Source organism: Streptomyces sp. NPDC041122 (assembly GCF_055592445.1).
Window position 1 is genome coordinate 179,167 of the sequence record NZ_JBVIYQ010000001.1, and the last position, 25,535, is coordinate 204,701.

The following is a 25,535-nucleotide window of genomic DNA, read 5'->3' on the forward strand; positions in this document are numbered from 1 at the left end:
GACATCGCCACCCTTCTGTGTGAAGCGGACGCCCGTCGATGCCACGTCAGTGCGGACGAAAACTAGCTTCGGGGCCGGAGGTGACACCCACGATGACTGCGCCACCAGCGCCGCCACCGATCCAGGCCCGGCCCCAGACTCCGGCCCGGCCCCCGGCCCAGGCCCCCATCCGCGTCCGCGTGCCCGCCCGCCCCGCGGGGTGCACGATCGCGGCGGACGGCTCGTACGCGGCACGCCTCGCCCGCACCGCCGGCGCCCCGGACTCCTGGTACCCCGAGCGCTGGACCCTCGGCTCCCACGAGCCGTACGCGGTGCCGCTGCCCGGCAACCAGCCCGAGGAACCGTCCACCGAGGTGCTCCCGATGGGCGACGGCCGGGTCCTCATCCACCGCGTGGTGGGCGAGCGGCACGTCTTCACCCTGCTCTACCCGACGGGCCCGGGCACCGGCGAGGTGCCGCTCGGAGCCGTGGAGTGCGGCGAGTTGAGCCTGCTGCCGCCCGCGCCGGGCGGCACCCGCGCGTACGCGCTGGCCCCCGGCGCCGGATCCTCGGACATCTGGCTGGTGGCGGGCGGCTCCTTCGGGCCCGAGCACCTCGCCGCGGTGCCCGGCCGCTGCTCGGGCGGTGTCTGGCTGGACGGCACGGACCGCATGCTGGCCCTCGACCGGGAGCTGGACGGCCGCACCAAGACGGTGGCGGTGGACCTGGAGCGCGGCGGCGAGGTCTCCCCGCTGCTGCAGATCTCCGAGGAGAGCGACGACCGGCTGCTGCTGGCCGACGCGGGCAGCGGACTGCTCCTCATCCACTCCGACGCGCCGGGCACGCGGCGGCTCGGCTGGGGCGTCCTCGGCGGTACGCGGCCGGTGCGGTTTCCCGAGTGTCTGCGGCTGCCGGGGCTGACGGTGACGCCGTTCGCCGTCCAGCCGGGCCAGGTGCTGACGCCGGAGTCGTGCGCGGTGGCGCTGCGCATCGACGGGCCGGTGGCGGGCCGGGGCGACGGCGGTGACGGAAGCCCCGGTGGCACCGGCCGCGGTCCCGGCGGGGGCCCCTGCGGGGGCACCTGGCTCGGGCTCTGGCGCCCCGCCGACCGGCAGCTGCATCAACTCCCCGCCCCCGAAGGGTGGTTGGCCGGATCCGGCTGGTGGACCCCGGAAGGGACCCTCTGCCTGCCCTACGCGACGGCGGCGACGCCGTGCGGGGTGGCCAGGATGACCATGCCCGCGCCGACGGCCGCCGCGGCGGCTCCCCCGGCCGTCACCCCCGCCACCGGCACAGGAACGGAGACCGGAACCGAGGCCGGAGCCGACGCCGGAACCGACGCCTCGCCCGTCGGCGTCGGGGCCCCGGTACCCGGCCCCGCCGCCCCGTCCGCCTCCCCGCCACCGACCCCGGTGGATCCCCCGGCGCCGGTGGCCCCACGCCCCGTACCCCTGCAACAGGCACCCCTAGGGGGGCGGCAGGCGGGCGGTTAGACTCGCCCGGCTGTACGAACGATCTTCACTACGGGGTGAATGGCTTGACGACGACCGAGACCGTCACACAGACACAGCAGAACACCGCACGGCAGATGGCATCGACCGCGCCCACCGGCGCGGGGAACGGGGCCGGCAGGCACCGTGGCCCGGTGGCCGAGCACGACGAGGCGACGGCGCCGCGGGGGCGGCACCGCAGGCAGGACCACCAGTCCTGAGCCACACGTCGCGGCGACATGCCGCAGGCCGCAGAACTGCATGACCGCAGAACCGCATTACTGCAGAAACGTCTCGCCCCTGAGCCGTCACGAGCGGTACCGGGGCGAGACCCCTTTGTACACGTCACTGCCCCGCTACTGCCCCCGCTTCAGCCCGAGCACCTCCGCCGCCGCGAACGTCTCGTGCGGCGGGCGGTCCGCGTAGTACGGGGAGATCGCCTCGTCCAGCTCGTCGAAGGTGAACGTCTCCTTGGCCGAGTCGAACTTCGCCGCCACCTTCGGCCGCTCGACGATCGCGACCATCCCGCCGTGCACGACGAGCAGTTGGCCGTTGACCTTGGCGGCGGCCGGCGAGGACAGATAGCCCACGAGCGGGGCGACGTGCTCGGGCGCGAGGGGGTCGAGGCGGCCGTCCGCCGGCTCCGCGAAACCGGCGAAGACGTCCTCGGTCATCCGCGTACGGGCACGCGGGCAGATCGCGTTGGCCGTCACCCCGTACTTGGCGAGGGCCAGCGCCGTCGACGTCGTCAGGCCGACGATGCCGCCCTTCGCCGCCGCGTAGTTGGGCTGGCCCGCCGAACCGGCGAGGAACGCCTCGGAAGAGGTGTTGACGATCCGGCCGTAGACCGGGCCGCCCGCCGCCTTGGAGCGCTCCCGCCAGTGTGCCGAGGCGAAGTGGGTCGTGTTGAAGTGGCCCTTGAGGTGGACGTGGATGACCGAGTCCCACTCGGCCTCACTCATCGAGAAGATCATCCGGTCCCGCAGGATGCCCGCGTTGTTGACCAGGATGTCGAGCTTCCCGTAGGCGTCGATCGCCGTCTCGACGAGCGCGCGGGCCTGTTCATGGTCCGCGACGTCGCCGGTGTGGGCGGTGGCCCGTCCGCCCGCCGCCCGGATCTCCGCGGCGACTTCCTCGGCGGGTGCCGCCGACGCCTCGCCCGAGCCGTCGCGGCCGGGCTGCCCGAAGTCGTTGACGACGACGCTCGCGCCGAGCCGGGCCAGTTCCAGCGCCTCGGCGCGTCCGAGCCCGCGGCCCGCGCCGGTCACGATCGCGGACAGACCGTCAAGTGGCAGTGACATCGAAGTCCCTTCGAAGCGGTGCGGAAGCCGGCTGGATGCGGCGGTTTTCTGTGGCCCTCGTCCGTGGCCCTCGTCTGTGGGCGTGGTCTGCGGCCGTCGTCTGTGGCCGTCGTCAGATCTCGATGCAGGTGCGCAGCGCCGCGCCCGTCCGCATCTGGTCCAACGCCTCGTTGATCTCGGCGAGTTGGACGCGGTGCGTGATCAGTCCGGCCAGGTCGATGCGGCCGGCCCGCCAGAGCGCGATGGCCCGCTCGTACGAGGTGAGGACGTCGCCGCCGCCGTACATGGAGGGCAGGATGCGCTTCTCGTCGAAGAACAGCTCGAACATGTTGAGTTGCAGGTGGTCGTCCATCGCCCCGGCGCCGACGACGCACAGCGTGCCGCCGCGCCGCGTCGTCTCGTACGCCGTGCGGGCCGTGGCCGACTTGCCGACGACCTCGAAGACGTAGTCGAAGCCCTCGCCCGCGGTGATCCGCTGCTTGGTGTCGGCCAGTTCGTCGGGGCCGACCGCCTCCGTGGCGCCGAACCTGAGCGCCGCCTCCCGGCGCGAGGCGACCGGGTCGACGGCGACGATCTGCGCGGCGCCCTTGAGCCGGGCGCCCTGGATCGCGGAGATGCCGACGCCGCCGCAGCCGACGACGGCCACCGACGAACCGGCCGCCACATCAGCGGTGTTGATCGCCGCGCCGAGCCCGGTCGTCACCCCGCAGCCGATCAGCGCCGCGATGTCGAAGGGCACGTCGTCGGGGATCGGCACGGCGCACCCGGCGTCGACGACGACCTCCTCGGCGAAGGTGCCGGTGCCCGCGAAGCCGAAGACGTCACCGCCGGGGCGCTTGAAGTTGGGGGTGCCGGCGTTCATGAACCCGGCGAGACAGAGCTGGGTCTGGCCGCGCTTGCAGGCGGGGCAGGCGCCGCAGGCGGGCAGCCAGCAGAGCAGCACCCGGTCGCCCTGGGCGAGGCCGCTCACGCCGTCGCCGACGTCGACTATCTCGCCGGCGCCCTCGTGGCCGGGGATGAAGGGGGCGGGCTGCGGCAGCACACCGTTCATCGCGGAGAGGTCGGAGTGGCAGAGCCCGGTGGCCCGGACCCGGATCTTCACCTTGCCCGGTCCAAAGCCCGCCGTCTCGACGTCGTCGAGCACTTCGAGCTTGTCCTGGCCTGTCTCGTGCAGTACGGCTGCGCGCATGGTGCGGCTCCTCTCGTACGGAGATCCGGGCGGGCCCGAGCGGATGCGGGGGCGCCCGGGCTGACTCAGGCGTGTTCGACGCGCCGGGCGTGTTCCACGGGTCAGGCGTGTTCGACGACGGTGTCGGCGAGGACCGGCGCGTCGTCCCGTTCCACGGCGGTGACCGTGGCCTGCACCCGGCCCTCCGTCCGCCACATGCGGATCCGCAGGGTCTCGCCGGGGAAGACGACCCCCGCGAAGCGGGTGCCGTACCCGCGCACCCGCGTGACATCGCCGTCGAGCTGGGTGTCGACGATGGCCTTGAGGGTCATCCCGTAGGTGCACAGGCCGTGCAGGATCGGCCTGTCGAAACCGGCGAGGGCGGCGAACTCGGGGTCGGCGTGCAGCGGGTTCCAGTCCCCGGAGAGGCGGTAGAGGAGGGCCTGGTCCTCGCGGATCGGCCGCTCGACCTCCAGGTCCGGGTCGCCCTCGGGGGCGGGGAGGCGGGTGGAGGGGCCCCGTTCGCCACCGAAACCGCCCTCGCCGCGCACGAAGATCTGTGCGTCACTGGTCCACAACGGCCCCTCTTCGTCCGCGACTTCGGTCCGCAGCACGAGGATCGCGGCCTTGCCCTTGTCGTAGACCGCGGCGACCCGGGCGGTGCTGACGGCCTCACCCTTGACGGGGATGGGGCGGTGCAGCGTGACGCTCTGGCCGCCGTGCAGGACCGCGGCCAGGTCCACCTCGACGCCGGGCGCGGAGAGACCGCCGACGACGCCCATGCCCGCGCCCGCGACGGTGGCGAAGCTGGGCAGGACGTGCAGCCGGGACTCCAGTGTGTAGCGCAGCTCGGCCGGGTCGGTGGCGGGCCGTCCGGCGCCGAGGCCCAGGTGGTAGAGCTGGACGTCCTTGTGGTCCCAGGCGATCTCGGCGGACCGCGGCTCGGCGGCCACGGCCTTCTCGGCGTCGATGGGCATGTGGTGGCAGCTCCTTGAGGCCGGCGGCGGCGTACGCGGTGCGTTCCGTTGATCGAGGACAGCCGATCGAGGACGGCGCACACGCAGCGCGTCGCGTTGGTCAAGACCTCGGTGCGACCGTCCGCACCGTCGGCCGCACCGAGGTCGCATCTGGGCCGGAGGGCGGGCCCGCGGGGCCCGCCCGGTTCTAGAACGCGTTCCAGTCCGGCGCACCCATGTATAGCCGAGGCCGGAGGAGTTGTGAAGTCTCCTGACGCGACGTCAGTTAAGCGTCACCGCCCGGCGGTCGGTGCCGTCGGACGGCGGAGGAGGCGGCCGGGCGGGGGCGGAGGAAGAAGACGGGCGGGGCGGAGGAAGACAGCTGGGGGCGGAGGAAGACACCGGCCCCGGCAGTGACATTTGTACCGGTCGAGTCCGTACGGCCGGCTCTGCCGCCGCCCCGCCCCGGATGCGTACCGTCGTGGCATGACGCAGACACCCGGCACTGGCACTGAGACCGGCACTGACGCCGGCACCGGCATCGGCACCGGCGGCACGGGCCCCGGGGCCGGGCCCGCCGTCACCTTCGACGGTGCCGCCCACGCACCGGTTCGCCGGGCTCGGGGTCAGGGTGACCGAGGGCGGCGTGCCGGGGTTCGCCACGGTCGCCGTACTGCGGTGCCGGCTGCCGGCGTCCGGTTCGTACGCTGTGGTCTCGTACCGGCGATCCGCGCGCACCGCGGCCGCCTGACGCCGTGCGACGCACGCACGCCGTGAACACCGCGCACAGCATGCACACCATGCACACCGCGCAAGGGGAACGAGGACGGGGAACGCCGATGTCCGGGGAGAAGACCGTGTCCGGGAGGCGGGGGATCCGCCGCCGCGTGCGCGAGTGGCAGGCCGCCCGTGCCGAGTGGAAGCGCGCCCGCGACGAGTGGAAGGCGGAGTACCGGCGGGACAAGGCCGCCCGGCGGAAGGGGTGCGGCTCCAGGACGGAGGCCGAGCGGTTCGGGCCGCCGCCGACCGGCTTCGCGCTGCTGCCGTGGCTGCTGATGGGCATGGGCGCGGTCTCCCACCTCGTCCAGGGCGAGACCCCGAACCCCTGGATCGGCGGCATCGGGATCCTCCTCTTCAACTCCCTCTACGTCTTCCTGGCGTTCCGCGCCTTCGACAAACACCGCCGTGGGGACCGCTCCACGCTGGTCGCCCTGGTCGCGCTCGGCCTGCTGACCGTGGGGCTCGCCGCGGGATACGGCGGCAATTGGCTGCTCTTCTTCCCCCTGCTCGGCCTCGCCGTGGGCGCCGTCGTGCGCGGTCGCGGCCTCGGGCCGATCGGGCTGTCCCTGAGCGCGCTCGCGGGCGTCATCGGCGGGTTCAGGGACGGCTGGGGCGCGGTGAACGTCGCCTACGGCACGTTCTTGTCCACCATGGTGACCGCCGCGATCCTCTCCCTCTCCGACGCGGTCCGCGAACTGCGCGACACCCGCGAGGAACTGGCCCGCACCGCCGTGGAGAAGGAGCGCCTCCGCTTCTCCCGGGACCTGCACGATCTGCTCGGCCACACGCTCTCCGTGATCGTGGTCAAGGCGGAGGCGACCCGCCGCCTCGCGCCGCGCGACCTGGACGCGGCGCTCGGGCAGGTCGCCGACATCGAGTCCGTCGGCCGGCAGGCGCTCACGGAGATCCGCGAGGCCGTCACCGGCTACCGGGAGGGCAGCCTCGCCACGGAGCTGGACCGCGCCCGCGACCTGCTGGCGGCGGCCGGCATCGGCACGGTCGTCCGCCAGTCCGGCCCGCCGCTGGCCCCGCAGACCGCGGCTCTCCTCGGCTGGGTGGTCCGCGAGTCCGCCACCAACGTCGTACGGCACTCCGGCGCGGCCCACTGCGAGATCGAGGTCACGGGCACCTCCGAGCGGACCCGCCTGATCGTCACGGACGACGGGCACGGGGTGGACTCCGGCCCGCCGGACAGCACACCGGGCTCCGGCATGCCGGGCAGCGGCCTCAAGGGTCTCGCCGAACGCCTCGCCGCGGCGGGCGGCTCCCTCACCTCGGGCCCGGCTCCCCGCACCGGCTTCCGCGTCACGGCGACGCTCCCGGTCACCGAGGCCCTCCCGGCCGACGCGAGCCCGGACCCGGACTCGGACCGGGGCCCGACGGCTTCTCCCACGGCCACCGCACGGTGACCGGCCGCGCGGCTGTCCGCCGTCGGCCGACGCTCACTGGTGCACCCACCAGGTGCCTCCGACACCGCCCGCCGTGGTGAGCAGCGAGATGAGCCATACGGGCACACGCTGAACGGTCACGTGGAGCCCGCCGCAGCGGAGTTCGAGTGCCGGAGGCGGTGTGACGGGTTCCGTGCTCATCTTGGCTTCCCTCTCCTCGTGCGCCGCCCTGCTGGGTTCGCATGTCGACCCTCTCGCTCCTGTCGCGCGCCGTTGCATGACGCCGGGGAGCGCTATGCCGTGATGCATGATGAACGGCCGTATTCCAGGCGTGGTGGGGGCATCAGGACACCGGACCGTGGCCGTCGTCGACCCCGTCGCCGTCGGCGTTGCCGTCAGCGCTGATGGGGGGTGTGACCTGGGCGCGCGGGTACTTGAGGAGTGAACCGGAGGGCGTTGCCGCCACCGGGGCGTATCGCGCTGATCACGGCCCAAAGCTATCGCTCCGAGTATGGCGACCGTCATGGACCGCACGCATGTGTACAAAACCCCGGTACGAACTTTGACACTCTGCACAGCCAAGGTCGTGCAAGCCGTGCCCCAAGCACATGAACCGGCCACCTGCGAAGGCGAGTTCGCGCCCGGCACGAGCACCAAGGGGTTCACGACAAGGAGAGGCGAAACGGCCGGCAAGGCAAGCTTCCGCGGGGTGTGCCTCCAGTCCCCACGCAGGTGCCCACCGGACCCCGCCCATCCGCTTCCGGCCCTGCGCCGCGTGGGCGCCTACCGCTCTGACCAGCAACTCCGCCCGTACTCTTGGCCCATGGACGAGATGCCGCGAGACCAGCGCCCCGGGAAGTCCGTGAGGGTCCTCCTCGCCGAGGATCAAGGGATGATGCGGAGCGCGCTCGCCCTGTTGCTGGGCATGGAGGAGGACATCGAGGTCGTCGCCCAGGTCGGCGCGGGCGACCAGATCGTCGGCGCGGCGCTGACCTCCCGCCCCGATGTGGCGCTGCTCGACATCGAACTGCCGGGCCGCAGCGGCCTGGACGCGGCCGCCGATCTGCGCGAGGAGTGCCCCGACTGCCGGGTCCTCATCCTCACGACCTTCGGCCGGCCCGGGTATCTGCGCCGCGCCATGGAGGCCGGCGCGGTCGGCTTCCTGGTCAAGGACGGGCCGGTGGAGGATCTCGCCGAGGCGATCCGCCGGGCGCTGCGGGGCGAGACGGTCATCGATCCGGCGCTCGCCGCGGCCGCGCTGAGCGCCGGGCCGAGCCCGCTGACCGGCCGCGAGGCGGATGTCCTCAAGGCCTCCGTGGACGGCGCGACCGTCTCCGACATCGCGGGCAAGCTGCATCTGTCGGAGTCGACGGTGCGGAACTATCTCTCGGCGGCCATCGGCAAGACGGGGACGCGTAATCGCATGGAGGCGGTGCGGGAGGCGCGGCAGCGGGGGTGGCTCTAGCGGGGGCCCTCCCGGGGTGGGCGCCGTTCATCACCGGCTCCGCCGAGTTCGTCCTCAAGCGCCGGACGGGCTGAAGTCCACGCCTCACCCGCACCGGGGGCGCAGCTCACCCCCCACACCGGCTCCGCCGAGTTCGTCCTCAAGCGCCGGACAGGCTGAGGTCCACGCCTCACCCATGGGCGCGGCTCACGAAATCGTTGCCTCCGCCTTCGGAGACGCAGGAGGCCCGGGAGGCCCAAAAGGCCCAGGACACCTGCGTCGGGGAACACCCGGTCCGTCCGGAACTGTTGCACCGACCGAGGGACCAGCGTCGCGCCGACGCCGTTCACGTAATTCCGCAGGAGGACTTCCTCATGACCGACCGGCCTCTGACGATCATGGCCGTCCACGCCCACCCCGACGACGAGGCCACCAGCACGGGCGGGATCCTCGCCCGGTATGCCGCGGAAGGCATCCGCACGGTGCTCGTGACCTGTACCGACGGCGGTTGCGGGGACGGGCCGGGCGGCGCCAAGCCGGGCGATCCCGGGCACGACCCCGCCGCCGTCGCCGCGATGCGCCGCAAGGAGCTGGAGGCGAGCTGCGAGGTCCTGAAGATCAGCGATCTCGAAACGCTCGACTACGCCGACTCCGGGATGATGGGCTGGCCCAGCAACGACGCCCCGGGATCCTTCTGGCGGACGCCCGTGGCGGAAGGCGCCGCCCGCCTCGCCGAGCTCATGCGGCACTACCGGCCCGACGTGGTCGTCACCTATGACGAGAACGGCTTCTACGGCCACCCCGACCACATTCAGGCCCACCGCATCACGATGGCGGCGCTGGAGCTGACCGGGCTCACGCCGAAGGTGTACTGGACGACGATGCCCCACTCGGGGATGCGGCGGTTCGGCGAGATCATGCGTGAGTTCAGCGAGGACATGCCGGAGCCGGACCCCGCCGAGGCCGCCGCGCTGGCCGACATCGGGCTTCCCGACGACGAGATCAGCACCTGGGTGGACACCACCGCCTTCAGCGGCCAGAAGTTCGACTCGCTGGCCGCGCACGCCAGTCAGGGCGAGAACATCTTCTTCCTCAAGATGGGCAAGGAGAGGTTCGGCGAGCTGATGGGCATGGAGACCTTCGTACGGGTCCAGGACGGCGCCCCCGTCGCCGTGTCCGGGACCGGTCGCGAGGACGACCTCTTCGCCGGACTGCGCTGACGGGCGCGGTGGTCCGCTCCGTCCGGGAGCGGACCACCGGGCGGGCGGGCCGTGGCCCTCAGTCCTCCGCCGGGACCCGCCGCCTCGGCATCCACACCAGCAGTACCGCCACACCCGCCAGCAGGATGCACCCGCTCGTCCGGAACGCCATCGCGTAGCCGTCGGTGAGCGCCTGCGGCGACGAGGAGCCGTGCATCTGCGCGGCCGCCACCGTGGAGAGCACCGCGAGGCCGAGCGCGCCGCCCATCGTCCGGGAGGTGTTGACCAGGCCGGAGACGAGGCCCGCGTCGTCCGCCTTGGCACCCGAGGTGGCCAGCGAGGCGAGCGGCGTGGTGGCGAGGCCCGCGCCGAGCATCATCACCATGCCGGGCAGCAGGATCGAGGTGACGTACGCGCCGTCCACCGTCATCGTCGACTGCCAGCCGAAGCCCGCGGCGGCCACGACGATGCCGAGCACGGAGACGTTCTTCGCGCCGGCCACCGGCATCAGGCGCGGCGCGAGCATCGAGCCGAGGACGACGGTGAGCGAGGACGGCATGAGCGCCAGGCCCGCCTTCAGCGGCGAGTAGCCGAGGACGTTCTGGGTGTAGAGCGTCATGAACATCCACATGGCGAACATGCCGGCGCCGCACACGAACATCGCGGCGTTCGCGGCCGACACCGTCCGCACCCTGAACAGCTTCAGCGGCATCAGCGGGAGCTTCGTGCGCGCCTCCACCACCAGGAACGCCGCGAGCAGCGCGAGCCCCGCCGCGAGCGGCACCAGGGTCGCCGCCGCCGTCCAGCCCTTCTCCTCGGTCTGCACGATGCCGTACGCGAGGGTGGCGAGGCCGGCCGTCACGAGGACCGCGCCCGGCACGTCGAGGCGGCGGGTCCGGTCGGCCCTGCTCTCGGTGAGCCAGGCCAGGCCCGCGACGATCACCAGGGCGCCGACCGGCACATTGATGAGCAGCACCCAGCGCCAGGAGAGCAGGTCGGTCAGGACCCCGCCGACCAGGCCGCCCGCCGCGCCACCGCCCGCGCCGACCGCCGACCAGACGCCGATCGCCCGCGCCCGCGCCGCGCCCTCGGGCACCGCCGACGTGAGGATCGTCAGGGTCGACGGGGCGAGGACCGCGGCGCCGAGGCCCTGCACGGCGCGCGCCACGAGCAGCTGCCACTCCGCCTGCGCGAGGCCGCCGCCCAGCGAGGCAGCGGTGAAGAGGCCGAGCCCGACGAGGAACATCCGCTTGCGTCCGAAGAGATCGCCGGCCCGCCCGCCGAGCAGCATGAAGCCGGCGAAGGCGATGGAGTACGCGTTGACGACCCACTGGAGTCCGACGGCGCTCATGCCCAGGTCGGAGCGCATCGACGGCAGCGCGGTGTTCACCACGGACACGTCGAGGACGACGAGGAACTGGCCGGCGCAGGCGGTGAGCAGCACCGCCCACACCGGGACGGATCTCTTCCGCGGGGCCGCACCGGGACCGCCGGGAGCGGCGGATTCGGTGGGCCCCGTGGGTATGGCGGAGGGTTCGGAGCCGTTGTCGGCCGAGTAAGTGGTGGAGGGCGTCTGGACCATGACAGCCATCCTCTCAAGCGAAACTCGAGCGACGCATCGGAAATTCGCTGGACGGGACCTCGGCCGTCGGGACTAGGACTGCTTTCCCTGCCCCACCGGGCCCTGGTCTCCCCGCCCCCACCAGGCCCTAGGGCCGCCGCAGCATCGTCACCACCGCCGCCCCGCCGAGCCCGATGTTGTGCGCGAGGCCCACCCTCGCCCCCTCGACCTGCCGCGCCGCCGCCTCGCCGCGCAGCTGCCAGGTCACCTCGGCGACCTGCGCGATGCCGGTCGCGCCCAGCGGGTGGCCCTTGGAGATGAGGCCGCCGGAGGGGTTGACCACCCACCGCCCGCCGTATGTCGTCGCGCCGCTCTCGACGAGCTTTCCCGACTCGCCCGGCGCGCACATGCCGAGCGCCTCGTACGTCAGGAGTTCGTTGATCGAGAAGCAGTCGTGCAGTTCGACGACGTCGACGTCCTCGATGCCGAGACCCGACCTCTCGTACACCTGGCGGGCCGCCTCCCGTGACATCGGCCGGCCCACGGCGTCGATGCACGACCCGGAGGCGAAGGACTCGCCGGTGTCGGTGGTCATGGCCTGGGCGGCGATCTCCACCGCCCGCCCGGCCAGGCCGTGCCGCTCCACGAACCGCTCGGAGACCACGACCGCCGCCGCCGCGCCGTCCGACGTCGGGGAGCACTGGAGCCTGGTGAGCGGGCGGTGGATCGTCTTGGCGGCGAGCACCTCGTCGACGGTGTACGCGTCCTGGAACTGGGCGTACGGGTTGTTCGCGGAGTGCCGGTGGTTCTTGGCGCCGACCGCGGCGAGCTGCGCCTCGGTGGTGCCGTGCCGCTCCATGTGCTCGCGGGCCGCGTTGCCGAAGATCTGCGCGGTGGGCGGGGTCATCTCGAAGCCGTGGCGCTCCGCCATGATCCCGTAGTGGCGGGCCACCGGCGAGGTCTTGAAGTCCCCTTCTCCCCCGCCGCCGAGCGATCCGCGCGCCATCTTCTCGAAGCCGAGCGCGAGGACGCAGTCGTTCAGGCCGCCCTCGACGAACTGCCGCGCCATCATCAACGCGGTCGATCCGGTCGCGCAGTTGTTGTTGACGTTGTAGACCGGGACGCCGGTCAGACCCAGTTCGTACGCGGCCCGCTGCCCGGCCGTCGAGGCCTGGAAGCAGTAGCCGACGGGCACCTGCTCGACCTGTTCGTAGCCGATCCCGGCGTCGGCGAGTGCTTTGCCGCCCGCCTCCTTCGCCATGTCCCAGTACTGCCAGTCCCGCGTCTCGGGCTTCTCGAACTTGGTCATCCCGACGCCGACGACGTACGCCTTCATCATGTCCCTCTCGCTGGCCGGTGGTTCAGTCACGGGGCAGGCCGAGGATCCGCTCGGCGACGACGTTGAGCTGGACCTGGGTGGTGCCGCCCGCGATGGTCAGACACCGCGACATCAGAAAGCCGTGCAGCGCGCGCTCGCCCGGGCCCTCACGCAACGCGCCGGCCGGGCCGAGGAGTTCGAGGGTCAGTTCGGCGACCCGCTGCTGGTGCGGGGTCTGGACGAGTTTGCGTACGGAGGCTCCCGGGCCCGGCTCCGCGCCCGCCACCTGCCGCATCGTGGTCCGCAGCCCGATGCAGGCGAGCGCGTGCGCCTCGGCGGCGAGCGCCCCGACGCGGGCCCGGCAGGCGCCGTCGAGCTCTTCCGCGCGGGCGATCAGCGCTTCGAGTCCGGTGTCGAAGGCCACTTGGTCGGCCATGTGGACGCGTTCGTTGCCCAGGGTGTGCCGGGCGACCCGCCAGCCGTCGTCGACCTGCCCGACGGCGGCGTCCGCGGGGAGCAGGACGTCGTCGAAGTACACCTCGTTGAAGAGGGATTCCCCGGTGATCTCCTTGAGCGGGCGGATGTCGATGCCGGGGGTGTTCTTCATGTCGACGAGGAAGTACGTCAGCCCCTGGTGTTTGGGCGCCGAGGGGTTGGTACGGGCCAGGAGGATGCCGTGGTCCGCCCATTGCGCCGCGCTCGTCCACACCTTCTGGCCGTTCACGCGCCAGCCGCCGTCGACGCGCTCGGCCCGGGTGCGCAGCGAGGCCAGGTCGGAGCCCGCACCGGGCTCGCTGAAGAGCTGGCACCAGAGCAACTCGCCGCGCAGGGTGGGCGCGAGGAAGCGGGCGCGCTGCTCGTCGGTGCCGTACGAGATGAGGGAGGGGACGACCCAGGTGGCGATGCCGAGATCGGCGAGGCGGACGCCCGCTGCCGTCAACTCCTCCTGAACGACCAGCTGGTGCACGGGTCCCGCGCCCAGGCCGTAGGGCTCGGGAAGGTGCGGGGCCGCGTAGCCGGTGGGGGCGAGCGCCTTGCGGGCGGCGGCCGGGTCGAGGCCGGCGGCCGGGGCGATCGCCGCGCGGGCCCGGGTGCGGTAGGTCTCCGCCTCTTCCGGCAGTTCCAGGCGCAGTTCGCGGCGCGCGCCGCCCTCGGCGAGGCGCACGGCGCGCAGCCGGTGCCCGTCGCCGGAGCCGAGCAGCTGCCGCGCGACGACGGCGCGGCGCAGATACAGATGGGCGTCGTGCTCCCAGGTGAAGCCGATGCCGCCGAGGATCTGCACGCAGTCCTTGGCGCAGGAGTACGCGGCGTCCAGGGCGGTGGCCGCGGCGAGCGCGGTGGTCAGCCCGCGTACGTCGGCGGGCAGTTCGGGGTCGTCCGCCGCGCGGGCCGCGTCCCAGGCGAGGGCGCGGGCCTGCTCGACGCGGACCAGCATGTCGGCGCAGAGGTGCTTGACGCCCTGGAACTGTCCGATGGGCCGCCCGAACTGCTCGCGCACCTTGGCGTGTTCGGCAGCCGTGTGCAGCGCCCAGGCCGCGGTGCCGCAGGCGTCGGCGGCCAGCACGGCGGCGGCCAGGTCGCGTACGGTCGCCGAGTCCACGGCGAGCACCCGGTCCGCGGGGACGTGCGCGGCCCGCGCGCTCACCTCGGCGGTGGGCCGGGTCGGATCGGCGCTCTCCTGCGTGCGTACGGTCAGCGCGTCGGCGTCGACGGCCAGCCAGAGCGGGCCCGTGGCGGACGCGGCGGCGAGGATCAGCAGGTCGGCCTCACCGCCGGAGAGTACGGGCGGCGCGGTGCCGTCCAGGACGTAGCCGTCGGGGCCGGAGACGGCGGTGAGCGTGCCCGCGTCCAGGGCGACGGCGCCGATCCGGGTGCCGTCGGCGAGCGCCGCGACCGCCTCCCCGGCGCCCGCGCGGCGCAGCACCAGCGAGGCGAGGGAGCTGGCCGCGAAGGGGCCGGGGAGCGCGGCGCGCGCGGCTTCCTCCAGGACCACGGCGAGGTCGAGGAGGCTCCCGCCCCCGCCGCCGTACTCCTCGGGGAGATGGACGCCGAGGAGACCCTGCTCGGCGAGGCCGTCCCAGTGGGCGGGCCGGCCGCGGCCGGGAAGCGGGCCGCCTCCCCCGCGGGCCTGTGGTGGGGCGTCGAGCAGTGCGCGCACCGCGCCGGGCGGTGCCGCGCGCGCGATCCAGCCCCGCACGGATGACGCCAACTCCCTTTGTTCCTTTGTGATTCCGATCCCCATGCGCATCCTCGCCGGTAGCCGCTGCCGGGACGGCGCAAGAGTAGAACACGTTTCAATCTGACGGAAGGTCAGATGGGGAACGGGATGGAAGCAGGGATGCGCGAGCGGATGCGCGGCGCCCCGACGGCCACCCCCTCGTCGCACCGGCACCCCCGCCCGCCCCGGTGATGAAACGGTTAACAGAAGGTCAAGACTTCCCCTCGTACGACATCCGTCGGAATAGTCGCCCCGGGAAACAGGTTCGAGCTACACGTACCCGCCCCGTGCGCTCCTGCCGAGCCCTCTTCCGCCCCGGAGGCCCCAAGCAATGTCGATGTCGACGACCCACCCACGCGGCATACGCGGAGTCGTCCCCGTACTCGCCTTCTCAGGCATCGTCGTCGCGGTGATGCAGACCCTGCTCGTGCCGGTCATCAAGGACCTGCCGGAGCTGCTGAGCACCTCGCCGTCGAACGCCACCTGGGTCATGACGTCGACCCTGCTCGCGGGCGCCGTCTCCACGCCGATCATGGGCCGCCTCGGCGACCTCTACGGCAAGCGCAGGATGCTGCTCACCAGCCTCGCCGTGATGGTCGTCGGCTCGCTGGTCTGCGGCTTCACCGACGATCTCGTCGTGATGATCGTGGGCCGCGCCCTCCAGGGCTTCGCGATGGGCGCCATCCCGCTCGGCATCGGCCTGATGCGCGACGAGCTGCCCCGCGAGAAGCTCGGCTCCGCGATGGCCCTGATGAGCTCCTCCATCGGCGTCGGCGGCGGCCTCGCGCTGCCGGTCGCCGCGCTGACCGCGCAGAACGCCGACTGGCACGCGCTGTTCTTCGGCGCCGCCGGTCTCGGCGTCCTCTCCATCCTGCTGACCCTCGTCTTCGTGCCGGAGAGCCCGGTGCGCGCCGAGGGCACCTTCGACGTGCTCGGCGCGATCGGCCTCTCCGCCGGTCTCGTGCTGTTCCTGCTGCCGATCACCAAGGGCAGCGACTGGGGCTGGTCCTCGCCCACCACGCTCGGGCTCTTCGGCGCGGCCGCCGTCGTCCTCCTCCTGTGGGGCGTGATGGAGCTGCGCCTGAAGGCACCGCTGGTGGACCTGCGCACCACGGCCCGCCGCTCGGTGCTCTTCACCAACCTCGCCTCGATCATGGTCGGCGTCGCCTTCTACGCCGTCTCGCTGGTCCTGCCCCAGCTGCTCCAGCTGCCCACCGCGACCGGCTACGGCCTCGGCCAGTCCATGGTCGTCGCGGGCCTGTGCGTGATGCCGCTCGGCCTGACGATGATGTTCACGGCGCCCGTCTACGCCCGTCTGTCGGCGAAGTACGGCCCGAAGGTGACCCTCATCCTCGGCATGCTCATCATCACGGTCGGCTACGGCGCCGGGCTCGGCCTGATGAGCGCCGCTTGGCAGACGATCGTCATCGCGGTGCTGCTCGGCGCGGGCATCGGCCTCGCCTACTCCTCGCTGCCCGCGCTCATCATCGGCTCGGTCGACCCGTCCGAGACGGGCGCGGCCAACGGCCTCAACACCCTGATGCGCTCCATCGGCACGTCGGTGTCGAGCGCCGTGATCGGCATGGTCCTCGCCAACACCGCGGACCACGTCGGGGGCGTCGCCGTGCCCACCATGCACGGCTTCCGCGTCTCGTTCCTGATCGCCGCGGGCGCGGTCGTCGTCGGCCTGCTCTTCGCCCTCCTGCTGCCCTCCGCGCGCCGCCCCGTCACCACGCAGCTGCGCGCCAGCAGCGAGGAGGACGCCAACCTGGAGCGCGCGACGCAGGTGCTCGCGGGCTTCCACGGCCTGGTGCGGGACGCGGACGGGACGCCCGTCCCGCGCGCGAAGGTGACCCTGATCGACCGCCGGGGCCGCCAGGCGGGCACGGCGCTGACCGACGAGGGTGGCCGGTACGCGCTGGACGTGCCCGGCGACGGCTCGTACGTCCTGGCGGTCCGGGCCACCGGCCACGGCCCGCTGGCCTCGTCGGCGGCCCACCCCGGCCAGAACCGCCCGGTCGAGCTGGACCTGTCCTTGCCCGCCGGGACCGACGTCCCGGCCTGAGACGGTCCGGCCCGAGACGGTCCGGCCCGAGACGGTCCGGCGACCGCACGGGTGATCCGCCGCCCCCGACCCGGCCGACCGGGCGGGGGCGGCGTGCGGCAGCATGGACGCCCCGCGAACACGCCGCACCACCCGGAGGAACCCATGGCCGCCGCCGACCCGACGCCCACGCCGAAGCCGGCGGTCCTCGCCGCGTTCCGGGAGGCCAAGGGCTTCATGCCGGACGACGAAGGGCTCGCCCTCTACGCGGCGGCGACTGCGGCCGGGGCGCTCGGCCTGCCCCTGCTGGAGGTCGGCACGTACTGCGGGCGCTCCACGATCCTGCTGGCCGACGCGGCCCGGCGGACCGGCGTCGCCGCGATCACCGTGGACCACCACCGCGGCAGCGAGGAGCAGCAGCCCGGCTGGGAGTACCACGACCCGGAGACGGTGGACCCCGAGGTCGGGCGGATGGACACGCTGCCCACCTTCCGCCGCACGCTGCACAAGGCGGGCCTGGAGGACCACGTCATCGCGGTCGTCGGCCGCTCGCCACAGGTGGCGAAGGCGTGGGGCGGCCCGCTCGGCCTGGTCTTCGTCGACGGCGGCCACACCGACGAGCACGCCACGGCGGACTACGAGGGCTGGGCGCCGCACGTCGCCGAGGGCGGACTGCTCGTCATCCACGACGTGTTCCCCGACCCCGTCGACATCATGACCGGGCAGGCGCCGTACCGGGTGTACCTGCGGGCCCTGGAGTCCGGCGCGTTCACCGAGGTCTCGGTGGCGGGGTCGCTGCGCGTGCTGCGCCGGACGGGGCCGGGGATCTGACGGTTCACCCCCTGCCCGGCACGGATCCCCGTCACCGGACGGCCCCCCTCTCACCGGACGGGTCCCCCATCTGACCTCAACGGGCGCGGGCGGCGGGCCGCGCGGATAGGCTCGCTCCCGTGTCGTACGTAGGTCCGGAATTCGATCCCTCCCAGCCGCCCAAGCGCCGCATCGGCCGTCCGCTGACGGTGACCGTCGCCGCGCTGGTGCCGACCTGCCTCGCGGGCTGGCTCGTCTACCAGGCCACCAGCGGGCCGGGCGGGAGCGACCCGGCGAGATCGCTGCCGGCCTCGTCCTCCGCGTCCACCGGCGAGGGCACCCCTGCCGGGTCCGCCCCCGCCTCCCCCTCGGGCTCCGAGAAGCCCGACAAGGGGAAGGAAAAGGACAAGGACGGCAAGGGCGCGGACGGCGCCGACAACGATTCGGCCACGAAGCCGCCCGGGCACGGGCCCGCCGCCGACGGCCCGCTCAAGGGCAAGGTCGTCGTGGTCGACCCCGGCCACAACCCCGGCAACTTCCGCCACACCACCGAGATCAACCGCCCGGTGGACATCGGGACGAACCGCAAGGAGTGCGACACCACGGGCACGTCCACCAACGGGGGTTACACCGAGGCGAACTTCACCCTCGACGTCTCCCGGCGGCTGCGCGCCCTCCTCGAAAAGCAGGGCGCCACGGTCAAGTTCACCCACGACGGCGACCGGCCCTGGGGCCCGTGCGTCGACGAGCGCGCCCGGATCGGCAACCAGGCGAAGGCCGACGCCGTGATCTCCATCCACGCGGACGGCTCCGCGGCGGGCAACCGCGGCTTCCACGTGATCCTGCCCGCGAAGGTGCGCTCCGGCGCCGCCGACACCTCCGCGATCGTCGCCCCCTCCAAGGAGTTGGGCGAGCGCATCGCCGGAAAGTTCGTGAGCGCGACGGGCAGCGCCCCCTCGAACTACGTGGGCGGAGGCACCGGTCTCGACACCCGCAAGGACCTCGGCGGCCTCAATCTCTCCACCGTTCCCAAGGTGTTCATCGAGTGCGGGAACATGCGGGACGCGAAGGACGCGGGTCTGCTGACCAGCGGCGCGTGGCGGCAGAAGGCGGCGCAGGGGATTAATGAGGGAATTGCGGGATTCCTTCGGAGGTAGGGCGTGAACGCGATCGGGGGCGGACGGTGAACGTCTTCGTATCGAAGCGTGCACGTCTTTATCCCGAGCAGACACCCCGAGGGTCCGGACGATATTGTCCTCCCTACGATGAGGGGCCACCCCCGCGCTTCGCGCACCGCGACACGAACGCGACTACGGCGACAGCGACGCCTCCACTGACGAGACGACTGACGAAGGACCTGAAGTGAATTTCCGCTCCCTCACTCGAGGCGACGGCGTGGTGATCGGAGCAGCGGTGTTGCTCTTCATCGCCTCGTTCCTCGACACCCTTGACATTGACGGCGCCCCCAGCGACAAGCTGTCGAACGCCTGGGAAAACGGCAACCTGCTGCTCAGCGTGTACCTGCTCGGCATCATCGGTGCCGTGCTGATCGTCGTGGGCCGGGCCCTGCCGCAGCAGCGCAAGGTCGCGGGCCTGGACCTCGGCCAGCTCGGGGTGGCCTTCACCGTCGCCGCCGCGTGGAGCTCGCTCGGCGCGATCTTCGACACCGACCAGTCCTACAACTTCTTCTTCGACAGCTCCCTCGGGCGCGGAGAGACCCCCGACGCCGGTGTCGGCCTCATCCTCGGCCTGATCGCCGCCCTGGTGCTCGCCGGTGCCGCGGTCGCGACCCTGCTCGTGCCGGCCCTGAAGGCACCCCTCATGGGTGGCCCCAAGCCGATGGCCCCGCAGCCCTACGGCGGCCAGCCGCAGGGTGGCTACGGCTACCCGGGCGCCGGTGCGGGTCAGCCGCAGCCGGGCGCGCCCTACGGCGGCCAGCCGGGTCAGCCGCAGGGGCAGTCCTTCGGCGGACAGCAGCCGCAGCCGCAGGCCGGGCAGACCCCGCCGCCCGCGCAGGCGCAGCCGGCCGGTGACTTCTCGCCGTTCTGGTTCGCCGTGCCGGTGCCGCGTCCGCTGTACGCGGAGGACGGCTCGCCGACGCCGATCGCGGAACTGGCGCCCGGCACCTGGTACTTGGCCGTCGAGCAGCGCGGCCCCGGCCTCGTGGCCCAGACGCAGGACGGCCGTCGCGGCGTCCTTCAGGACACGACAGGGATCCAGCGCGGCTGACCTCGAAGCAAGCCGTACCGCGGCCCCTCGCCCTTCCGGGCGGGGGGCCGTTGTCGTACAGTCCCTCCCCTACGGATCTCACCTGACGCTCCGTCAGTTCATCAGGGAGGCAGGCCTATGCGGCTCGGGCTCGCACTCGGCTACTGGGGGCGCGGCCCCGACCCCGGCCACGTCGCCCTCGCCCGGGAGGCCGAGCGGCTCGGCTACGACTCCGTGTGGACCGCCGAAGCCTGGGGCTCGGACGCCTTCACGCCGCTGACCTGGATCGCCGCGCAGACCTCGCGGATCCGGCTCGGCACGGCCGTCGCGCAGATGGCCGCGCGCTCCCCGGTCACCACGGCCATGCACGCGCTCACCCTCGACCACCTCTCCGGCGGCCGGATGATGCTCGGCCTGGGGCTCTCGGGGCCGCAGGTGGTGGAGGGCTGGTACGGGCGGCCGTTCCCGAGGTCACCGCTCACCGCGACGCGGGAGTACGTGGAGGTGATCCGGCAGGTGCTGCGCCGCGAGGGACCGGTGGAGCTTGCGGGGCGGTTTCACCCGCACCCCTACACCGGCGAGGACGGCACCGGACTCGGCAAGGCCCTCAAGCCGATCACCCACCCCCTCCGGGCCGACCTGCCGATTCTGCTCGGCGCCGAGGGGCCGAAGAACATCGCGCAGACCACGCGGATCGCGGACGGGTGGCTGCCGCTGTACTGGTCGCCGCTGCGCACGGACGTCTACGAGGCGTCGCTGACCGGCCTGCGGAAGGGGTTCACCATCGCCCCCATGGCACGGGCGAAAATCTGCGACGACGTCGCGGAGGGCCTGCTGCCGGTCAAGGCGATGCTCGGCTTCTACATCGGCGGCATGGGGCACTCCGCGCGCAACTTCCACGCCGACCTGATGGCGCGCATGGGGTACGAGGCGGAGGCCCGGCGCGTCCAGGAGCTCTTCCTCGCGGGGCGCAGGGAGGAGGCGGTGCTCGCCGTGCCGGACGCCTTCGCCGACGAGATCTCCCTGGTCGGCCCGCGCGCCCGGGTCGCCGAGCGGCTGGCGCTGTGGCGCGAGGGCCCGGTGACGGACCTGCTGGTACTCGCCCCGGACCCGCACACCCTGCGGGTCCTGGCCGAGCTCAACTCCTAGGCCCTCAACTCTCGGGCTGCTTCCGGTGGGTGGTGGCGAGGACGCCGGTACGTGTCCGGCGCTGCACCGGGTCGCGGCCCACCTGCGGCACGGCGCCTTCGAAGGCCGCTTCGCCTTCGGGCTGGAGGCGATCCTCGCCCGGCTGCCCGCGTAGCGCCGGCGAACGCTCCCTGCCGCCCCTCCCCCGGGGCGGCAGGGCGGCGCTCTCAACCCTTGCTGAGCTCCCCCGCCGACGGCACCTTGTCCTTGACCTCGGCGCCCGCGCTGCTGCCCGCGCCCTTGACGTCCTTGATGATGTCGTCGAAGGAGTTCACGACCGAGTCCGTGCCCTCGCCCTTGCGGAGCTTGGACGGGAGGTCCTTGAGGGCGTCGATGCCCGAGGTGAGCGGGGCCACCGCCTTGGCGAGGGTCGGGTCGCCCTGCGCGTTCTTCGTCGCGGCCTTCAGCCGGTTGTACGTGAACGCCCCCGCGAGGCCCGCCTTGACGAGCGCGAACTTGCGGCCGTGGGCGCCCTTCTTGAACTTGCCGGCGCGGAAGGGCTTCACGATCCACTGGTAGGTCGCGCCCGCGGCGAGGCCCGCGTTGGCGACGAACCGGGTCTTGGCGAACTTCTGCTTCTCGTGCTGCTCGGTACTGCTGCTGCTTGCGGACGGCGCCGACGCGGGCGCGGTCTTCTCACCGCTGCTGCCGCAGGCCGTGGCACCGGCCAGCAGGGTGCAGCAGAGCGTGAGGGAGACACCGGCACGGCGGACGGATACGGGGCTGAGCACGGGAACGGCCTCCATACGAGAGCGGGCGGACCGCCGGACGAGACGGTCCTTCCCGCAGCCTCACCCCGGCCGCCGCACCCCGCCAGCGGAGCGGGCCCGTACGGGTTTCAACGGGGAACTCCCCGGTATACGGTCCTTATGTCTCCCACACGGCACTCCCACGGCAGCACCGCGGGGCGGGTCATAGCGCTCGTCGCCGACATCATGGCCGCCATACTCGGCCTGTGGATCCTGATGTATCTCCTTGACGCCAACCGCGCCAACGACCTCGTCCAGCTCGTCCACGACGTGGCCCGCTGGCTGGCCGGCTGGTCCCACGACCTGTTCACCTTCGACGAGGACTGGGCCCGGGTCGTCGCCGGCTACGGCCTCGCCGCCGTCGTCTACCTCCTGATCGGCCACGCCCTGGCGGGCCGCCTGCGCCGCTACTGAACGGCGGCGCAGCAGTCCGGGTCCAGGCCGCGCGGCAGGCGGTCGCCGGAGAAGACGGCGCAGGTCGCCTCGTCGCCGCCGAGCGCCGCCACCGCGAGGAGCAGTGAACCCGCCGTCCAGGTGGTGAGCTCCTCCGGCCAGACCGCCTTGTCGTCGAACACGTAACCCGTCCAGTACAGGCCGGACTCGGGGTCGCGCAGGTGCTGGATGGACTGGAGGATCTCCAGGGCGCGGTCGGACTCGCCGAGGATCCACAGGGCCAGGGCGAGTTCGGCGCTCTCGCCGCCGGTGACCCACGGATTGGGCACCACGCACCGCACACCGAGCCCCGGCACCACGAAGCGGTCCCAGCCCTCCTCGATGCGGGCCTTGGCCGCCGCGCCGGTCAGCGCGCCGCCCAGGACCGGGTAGTACCAGTCCATCGAGTAGCGGTCCTTGTCCAGGAAGCGCTCGGGGTGGCGGCGGATCGCGTGTCCGAGGGCGCCGGCCGCCAGCTCCCAGTCGGGCTGCGGCTCGTCGCGCTGCTCGGCGACGGCGAGCGCGCAGCGCAGCGCCTGGTGGATGGAGGAGGAGCCGGTCAGGAGCGCGTCGGTCACCGGCGTGCCGTCCGGCTCCCGCTTCCAGCCGATCTGCCCGCCGGGCTGCTGCAGCGCGAGGACGAACTCGACGGCGGCGACCACGGCGGGCCACATGCGGTCCAGGAACGCCTCGTCGCCGGTGGAGAGGTAGTGGTGCCAGACGCCGACGGCGAGGTAGGCGCAGAAGTTGGTCTCACGGCCGCGGTCGGTGACGTCGTCGGGGTCGCCGTCGGCGTAGGCCGCGTACCAGGAGCCGTCCGGGTTCTGGTGGCGCGCGAGCCAGTCGTAGGCGCGCTCCGCGGCGGCGTGCTCGCCGGCCGCGTCCAGCGCCATGGCCGCCTCGGTGTGGTCCCACGGGTCCAGGTGGTGGCCGCGGAACCACGGGATGGCGCCGTCCTCGCGCTGCACGGCGAGGATGCCGCGCACCGTCGCCATGGCCTGATCGGCCGTCAGGACGCCGGGCAGGACGAGGTGTTCGGTTCGCTCGGGGCTCGTCACTTGGCGCCCGCCGCCGCGTCCGCGACCGCGCCGGCCGAGGCCTTCGGGAGGTGCGGCTTGGTGGCGTAGGCGACGAAGCTCTTGCCGACGACCGGGTTGAGCAGCTGCTCGGCCACGCGCGTCGCGAGGGGCTTCTTCATGATGTCCCAGACCAGCAGCTTGTGGTACGCGCGGACCGGCAGGGCCTTGTCGTTGTCGACGCCGAACGCGCACTTGAGCCACCAGTACGGGGAGTGCAGCGCGTGCGCGTGGTGGGTGCCGTACGGCTTGAGCCCGGCCTCCCTCATCCGCCCGAGCAGCTCGTCCGCCTTGTAGATGCGGATGTGGCCGCCCTCGACCTCGTGGTAGGCGTCGGAGAGGGCCCAGCAGACCTTCTCGGGGCCGTAGCGCGGGACGGTCACGGCGATGCGGCCGCCGGGCTTCAGGACGCGCACCATCTCCGCGAGGACGCCCTTGTCGTCGGGGATGTGCTCCATGACCTCGGAGATGATCACGACGTCGAACGAGGCGTCGGGGAAGGGCAGGTTGAGCGCGTCGCCCTCCATCGCGGTGGCCGTCGCGCCCGCCGGCGCCTCGCCCGCCTCCTTCATCGCGGCGAACCACTTGGCGACCTCGCGGATCTCCTCGGCGTTCTGGTCGAGGGCCACCACCTGGGCGCCGCGCCGGTAGCACTCGAAGGCGTGCCGGCCCGCGCCGCAGCCCAGGTCGAGCACGCGATCGCCGGCGGCGAGCGGGAAGCGGGTGAAGTCGACGGTCAGCACGTGGCCCTGCTTTCGTGGTGAGGTCCTGCAACTTCGGGGGCGGCCGTGGCCGCGGCCGACGGAAGGGCGCCGCCGCGGTCGGCGCCGCGTCCGGCGGAGCGGTCGATCGCCGCACGGTAGAGCTCCGCGGTGCCCTGGGCGGCGCGGGCCCAGGTGAACCGTTCGAGCACCCGGGCGCGCCCGGCCGCGCCGAGCCTGGCCCGCAGCGCCGCGTCGCCGAGGAGCCGGTTCAGGCCGTGCGCGAGCGCCCCCGCGTCGCCGGGCGGCACCGCGAGGCAGGTCTCGCCGTCCGGGCCCGCGACCTCCGGGATCGCCCCGCCGGTGGTGGCCAGGAGCGGCGTGCCGGTGGCCATCGCCTCGGCGGCGGGCAGCGAGAACCCCTCGTACAGCGAAGGGACGCAGGCGACCTGCGCGGAGCGGACCAGGTCGACGAGTTCGGCGTCGGTGATGCCCTTGACGAACTCGACGGCGTCCGCGAGGCCGTGCCGCTCGATGGCCTGCGCGACCGGGCCGTCCTCGGCGCGCTTGCCGACGACGACGAGGTGGGCGGCGGGGTTCTCGGTGCGCGTCTTGGCGAGTGCCTCGATGAGGAAGACCAGGCCCTTGAGCGGGACGTCGGCGCTGGACGTCGTCACGATCCGGCCCGGCACCTCGGGGACCGAGGGGTCGGGCGAGAAGAGGTCGGTGTCGGCGCCGATGTGGACGACGCTGATGCGGTCGTCGCGGACGCCGAGGTGGTCGACGATCTCCTGGCGCGAGCTGCCGGAGACGGTGAGGACGGACGGCAGGCGCCGGGCCACGCGCTTCTGCATGCGGGTGAAGGCGTACCAGCGGCGGACGGAGAGGCGACGCCTGAGGTCGGGCGCGGCGGCCAGCTCAAGGCGCCGGTCGACGGTGATGGGGTGGTGGATCGTGGTGACCAGGGGCGCGCCGAGGTCGCCGAGCAGGCCGTAGCCGAGGGTCTGGTTGTCGTGCACGACGTCGAACTCGCCGCGCCGGGCGCGCAGATGGCGCCGGGCGCGCAGGCTGAAGGTGACGGGTTCGGGGAAGCCGCCGGTCCACATCGTCGCCACTTCGAGGGCGTCGACCCAGTCGCGGTACTCGTCCCGTGCGGGGGTGCGGAAGGGATCGGGCGAGCGGTAGAGGTCCAGGCTCGGCAGCTCGGTGAGGCGCAGTCCTTCGAGGCCGGGCCCCTCGTCGAGGACGGGGTAGGGCTGGGCGCCGATCACCTCGACGCTGTGGCCGAGCCGGGCGAGTTCGCGCGAGAGATGGCGTACGTAGACGCCCTGTCCCCCGCAGAACGGGTTCCCCTTGTATGTGAGGAGGGCGATGCGCAGCGGGCGCCCGCCATCCCCGCCAGAGCCCTTTCGGGGGCCTGCCTCCATGGCCTCAGCGGTCACTCTCGGCCCCCTTCTTCCTGCGGTTCTCCGCGAGGTTACGCCGGGACGGTAATCTAGAACAAGTTTCAGACTTGATCGCTGAA

Annotated in this window: 24 protein-coding genes; 13 read left to right on the forward strand and 11 right to left on the reverse strand. The window is 72.9% G+C overall.

Translation table 11 applies throughout. The features are described 5' to 3' along the window. Positions 1–92 precede the first annotated feature (92 nt). Positions 93–1,472: a hypothetical protein gene (locus tag ACZ6B8_RS00770; RefSeq protein WP_471605859.1), complete on the forward strand. Its 1,380-nt coding sequence runs from the start codon at positions 93–95 to the stop codon at positions 1,470–1,472. Between the two features lie 44 nt (positions 1,473–1,516). Further along, positions 1,517–1,690, forward strand: coding sequence for a hypothetical protein (locus ACZ6B8_RS00775; protein ID WP_471074803.1), 174 nt, complete (start codon positions 1,517–1,519; stop codon positions 1,688–1,690). A gap of 135 nt (positions 1,691–1,825) precedes the next feature. Here ACZ6B8_RS00775 and ACZ6B8_RS00780 read toward each other — a convergent pair whose 3' ends face one another. From ACZ6B8_RS00780 to ACZ6B8_RS00790, 3 genes are all read right to left on the reverse strand, one after another. Next, positions 1,826–2,770, reverse strand: coding sequence for a 3-oxoacyl-ACP reductase (locus ACZ6B8_RS00780; RefSeq protein ID WP_471074800.1), 945 nt, complete (start codon positions 2,768–2,770; stop codon positions 1,826–1,828). 112 nt (positions 2,771–2,882) lie between these two features. Continuing rightward, positions 2,883–3,959 (reverse strand): Zn-dependent alcohol dehydrogenase, encoded by a 1,077-nt coding sequence (locus ACZ6B8_RS00785; RefSeq protein ID WP_471605860.1) that lies wholly within the window; start codon positions 3,957–3,959, stop codon positions 2,883–2,885. Positions 3,960–4,060: 101 nt separating this feature from the next. After that, a complete protein-coding gene (locus tag ACZ6B8_RS00790; protein WP_471605861.1) occupies positions 4,061–4,915 on the reverse strand; it encodes a MaoC/PaaZ C-terminal domain-containing protein in 855 nt (284 codons plus the stop codon). 571 nt (positions 4,916–5,486) lie between these two features. On the opposite strand from ACZ6B8_RS00790, the gene ACZ6B8_RS00795 reads away from it, so the two are divergent. Both ACZ6B8_RS00795 and ACZ6B8_RS00800 read left to right on the forward strand, forming a co-directional pair. Then, complete coding sequence (locus tag ACZ6B8_RS00795; RefSeq protein ID WP_471605862.1) at positions 5,487–5,645, forward strand: hypothetical protein; 159 nt, start codon at positions 5,487–5,489, stop codon at positions 5,643–5,645. Positions 5,646–5,733: 88 nt separating this feature from the next. Beyond that, complete coding sequence (locus ACZ6B8_RS00800) at positions 5,734–7,083, forward strand: sensor histidine kinase (RefSeq protein ID WP_471605863.1); 1,350 nt, start codon at positions 5,734–5,736, stop codon at positions 7,081–7,083. A 33-nt stretch (positions 7,084–7,116) separates the two neighbouring features. Here the strand turns inward: ACZ6B8_RS00800 and ACZ6B8_RS00805 are convergent, their stop codons facing one another. Then, the gene (locus ACZ6B8_RS00805) at positions 7,117–7,263 is read right to left on the reverse strand and encodes a hypothetical protein (RefSeq protein WP_471605864.1); all 147 of its coding nucleotides are present in this window, start codon (positions 7,261–7,263) and stop codon (positions 7,117–7,119) included. 622 nt (positions 7,264–7,885) lie between these two features. On the opposite strand from ACZ6B8_RS00805, the gene ACZ6B8_RS00810 reads away from it, so the two are divergent. Both ACZ6B8_RS00810 and ACZ6B8_RS00815 read left to right on the forward strand, forming a co-directional pair. Then, positions 7,886–8,527, forward strand: coding sequence for a response regulator (locus ACZ6B8_RS00810; protein ID WP_471605865.1), 642 nt, complete (start codon positions 7,886–7,888; stop codon positions 8,525–8,527). 353 nt (positions 8,528–8,880) lie between these two features. Further along, positions 8,881–9,726, forward strand: a complete 846-nt coding sequence (locus tag ACZ6B8_RS00815) for a PIG-L family deacetylase (RefSeq protein WP_471074782.1) — start codon at positions 8,881–8,883, stop codon at positions 9,724–9,726. Positions 9,727–9,784: 58 nt separating this feature from the next. On the opposite strand, the gene ACZ6B8_RS00820 is transcribed toward ACZ6B8_RS00815, so the two are convergent. The 3 genes from ACZ6B8_RS00820 to ACZ6B8_RS00830 all read right to left on the reverse strand — a co-directional run bounded on the left by ACZ6B8_RS00820 (position 9,785) and on the right by ACZ6B8_RS00830 (position 14,826). After that, entirely contained in the window at positions 9,785–11,287 is a 1,503-nt protein-coding gene (locus ACZ6B8_RS00820; protein ID WP_471074779.1) for an MFS transporter, read from the reverse strand. Positions 11,288–11,414: 127 nt separating this feature from the next. Continuing rightward, positions 11,415–12,602, reverse strand: a complete 1,188-nt coding sequence (locus ACZ6B8_RS00825) for a lipid-transfer protein (protein ID WP_471076429.1) — start codon at positions 12,600–12,602, stop codon at positions 11,415–11,417. A gap of 25 nt (positions 12,603–12,627) precedes the next feature. Beyond that, positions 12,628–14,826, reverse strand: a complete 2,199-nt coding sequence (locus ACZ6B8_RS00830) for an acyl-CoA dehydrogenase (protein ID WP_471605866.1) — start codon at positions 14,824–14,826, stop codon at positions 12,628–12,630. 307 nt (positions 14,827–15,133) lie between these two features. On the opposite strand from ACZ6B8_RS00830, the gene ACZ6B8_RS00835 reads away from it, so the two are divergent. From ACZ6B8_RS00835 to ACZ6B8_RS00860, 6 genes are all read left to right on the forward strand, one after another. After that, complete coding sequence (locus ACZ6B8_RS00835; RefSeq protein WP_471074773.1) at positions 15,134–16,867, forward strand: MFS transporter; 1,734 nt, start codon at positions 15,134–15,136, stop codon at positions 16,865–16,867. Between the two features lie 144 nt (positions 16,868–17,011). Further along, the gene (locus tag ACZ6B8_RS00840; RefSeq protein WP_471074770.1) at positions 17,012–17,677 is read left to right on the forward strand and encodes a class I SAM-dependent methyltransferase; all 666 of its coding nucleotides are present in this window, start codon (positions 17,012–17,014) and stop codon (positions 17,675–17,677) included. Between the two features lie 119 nt (positions 17,678–17,796). Continuing rightward, positions 17,797–18,813 (forward strand): N-acetylmuramoyl-L-alanine amidase, encoded by a 1,017-nt coding sequence (locus ACZ6B8_RS00845; protein WP_471605867.1) that lies wholly within the window; start codon positions 17,797–17,799, stop codon positions 18,811–18,813. Between the two features lie 205 nt (positions 18,814–19,018). Next, positions 19,019–19,885, forward strand: a complete 867-nt coding sequence (locus ACZ6B8_RS00850) for a hypothetical protein (protein ID WP_471074764.1) — start codon at positions 19,019–19,021, stop codon at positions 19,883–19,885. A gap of 117 nt (positions 19,886–20,002) precedes the next feature. Continuing rightward, complete coding sequence (locus ACZ6B8_RS00855) at positions 20,003–21,013, forward strand: LLM class F420-dependent oxidoreductase (RefSeq protein WP_471605868.1); 1,011 nt, start codon at positions 20,003–20,005, stop codon at positions 21,011–21,013. A gap of 25 nt (positions 21,014–21,038) precedes the next feature. Further along, positions 21,039–21,167: a hypothetical protein gene (locus ACZ6B8_RS00860; RefSeq protein ID WP_471605869.1), complete on the forward strand. Its 129-nt coding sequence runs from the start codon at positions 21,039–21,041 to the stop codon at positions 21,165–21,167. 52 nt (positions 21,168–21,219) lie between these two features. On the opposite strand, the gene ACZ6B8_RS00865 is transcribed toward ACZ6B8_RS00860, so the two are convergent. Continuing rightward, entirely contained in the window at positions 21,220–21,798 is a 579-nt protein-coding gene (locus ACZ6B8_RS00865; RefSeq protein ID WP_471074755.1) for a hypothetical protein, read from the reverse strand. Positions 21,799–21,921: 123 nt separating this feature from the next. Here ACZ6B8_RS00865 and ACZ6B8_RS00870 point away from each other — a divergent pair, with 123 nt between their 5' ends. Beyond that, positions 21,922–22,215, forward strand: coding sequence for a hypothetical protein (locus ACZ6B8_RS00870; RefSeq protein ID WP_471074752.1), 294 nt, complete (start codon positions 21,922–21,924; stop codon positions 22,213–22,215). Here ACZ6B8_RS00870 and ACZ6B8_RS00875 read toward each other — a convergent pair. The 3 genes from ACZ6B8_RS00875 to ACZ6B8_RS00885 are packed head-to-tail and all read right to left on the reverse strand — an operon-like array spanning position 22,209 to position 25,452. Next, positions 22,209–23,291: a prenyltransferase/squalene oxidase repeat-containing protein gene (locus tag ACZ6B8_RS00875; protein ID WP_471605870.1), complete on the reverse strand. Its 1,083-nt coding sequence runs from the start codon at positions 23,289–23,291 to the stop codon at positions 22,209–22,211. The two genes, ACZ6B8_RS00870 and ACZ6B8_RS00875, sit on opposite strands and share 7 nt — an antisense overlap. After that, positions 23,288–24,052 (reverse strand): class I SAM-dependent methyltransferase, encoded by a 765-nt coding sequence (locus ACZ6B8_RS00880; RefSeq protein ID WP_471074746.1) that lies wholly within the window; start codon positions 24,050–24,052, stop codon positions 23,288–23,290. The genes ACZ6B8_RS00875 and ACZ6B8_RS00880 overlap by 4 nt, the downstream gene beginning before the upstream one ends. Next, the gene (locus ACZ6B8_RS00885) at positions 24,046–25,452 is read right to left on the reverse strand and encodes a glycosyltransferase family 4 protein (RefSeq protein ID WP_471605871.1); all 1,407 of its coding nucleotides are present in this window, start codon (positions 25,450–25,452) and stop codon (positions 24,046–24,048) included. Before ACZ6B8_RS00885 ends, ACZ6B8_RS00880 begins: the two co-directional genes overlap by 7 nt. Positions 25,453–25,535 lie beyond the last annotated feature (83 nt).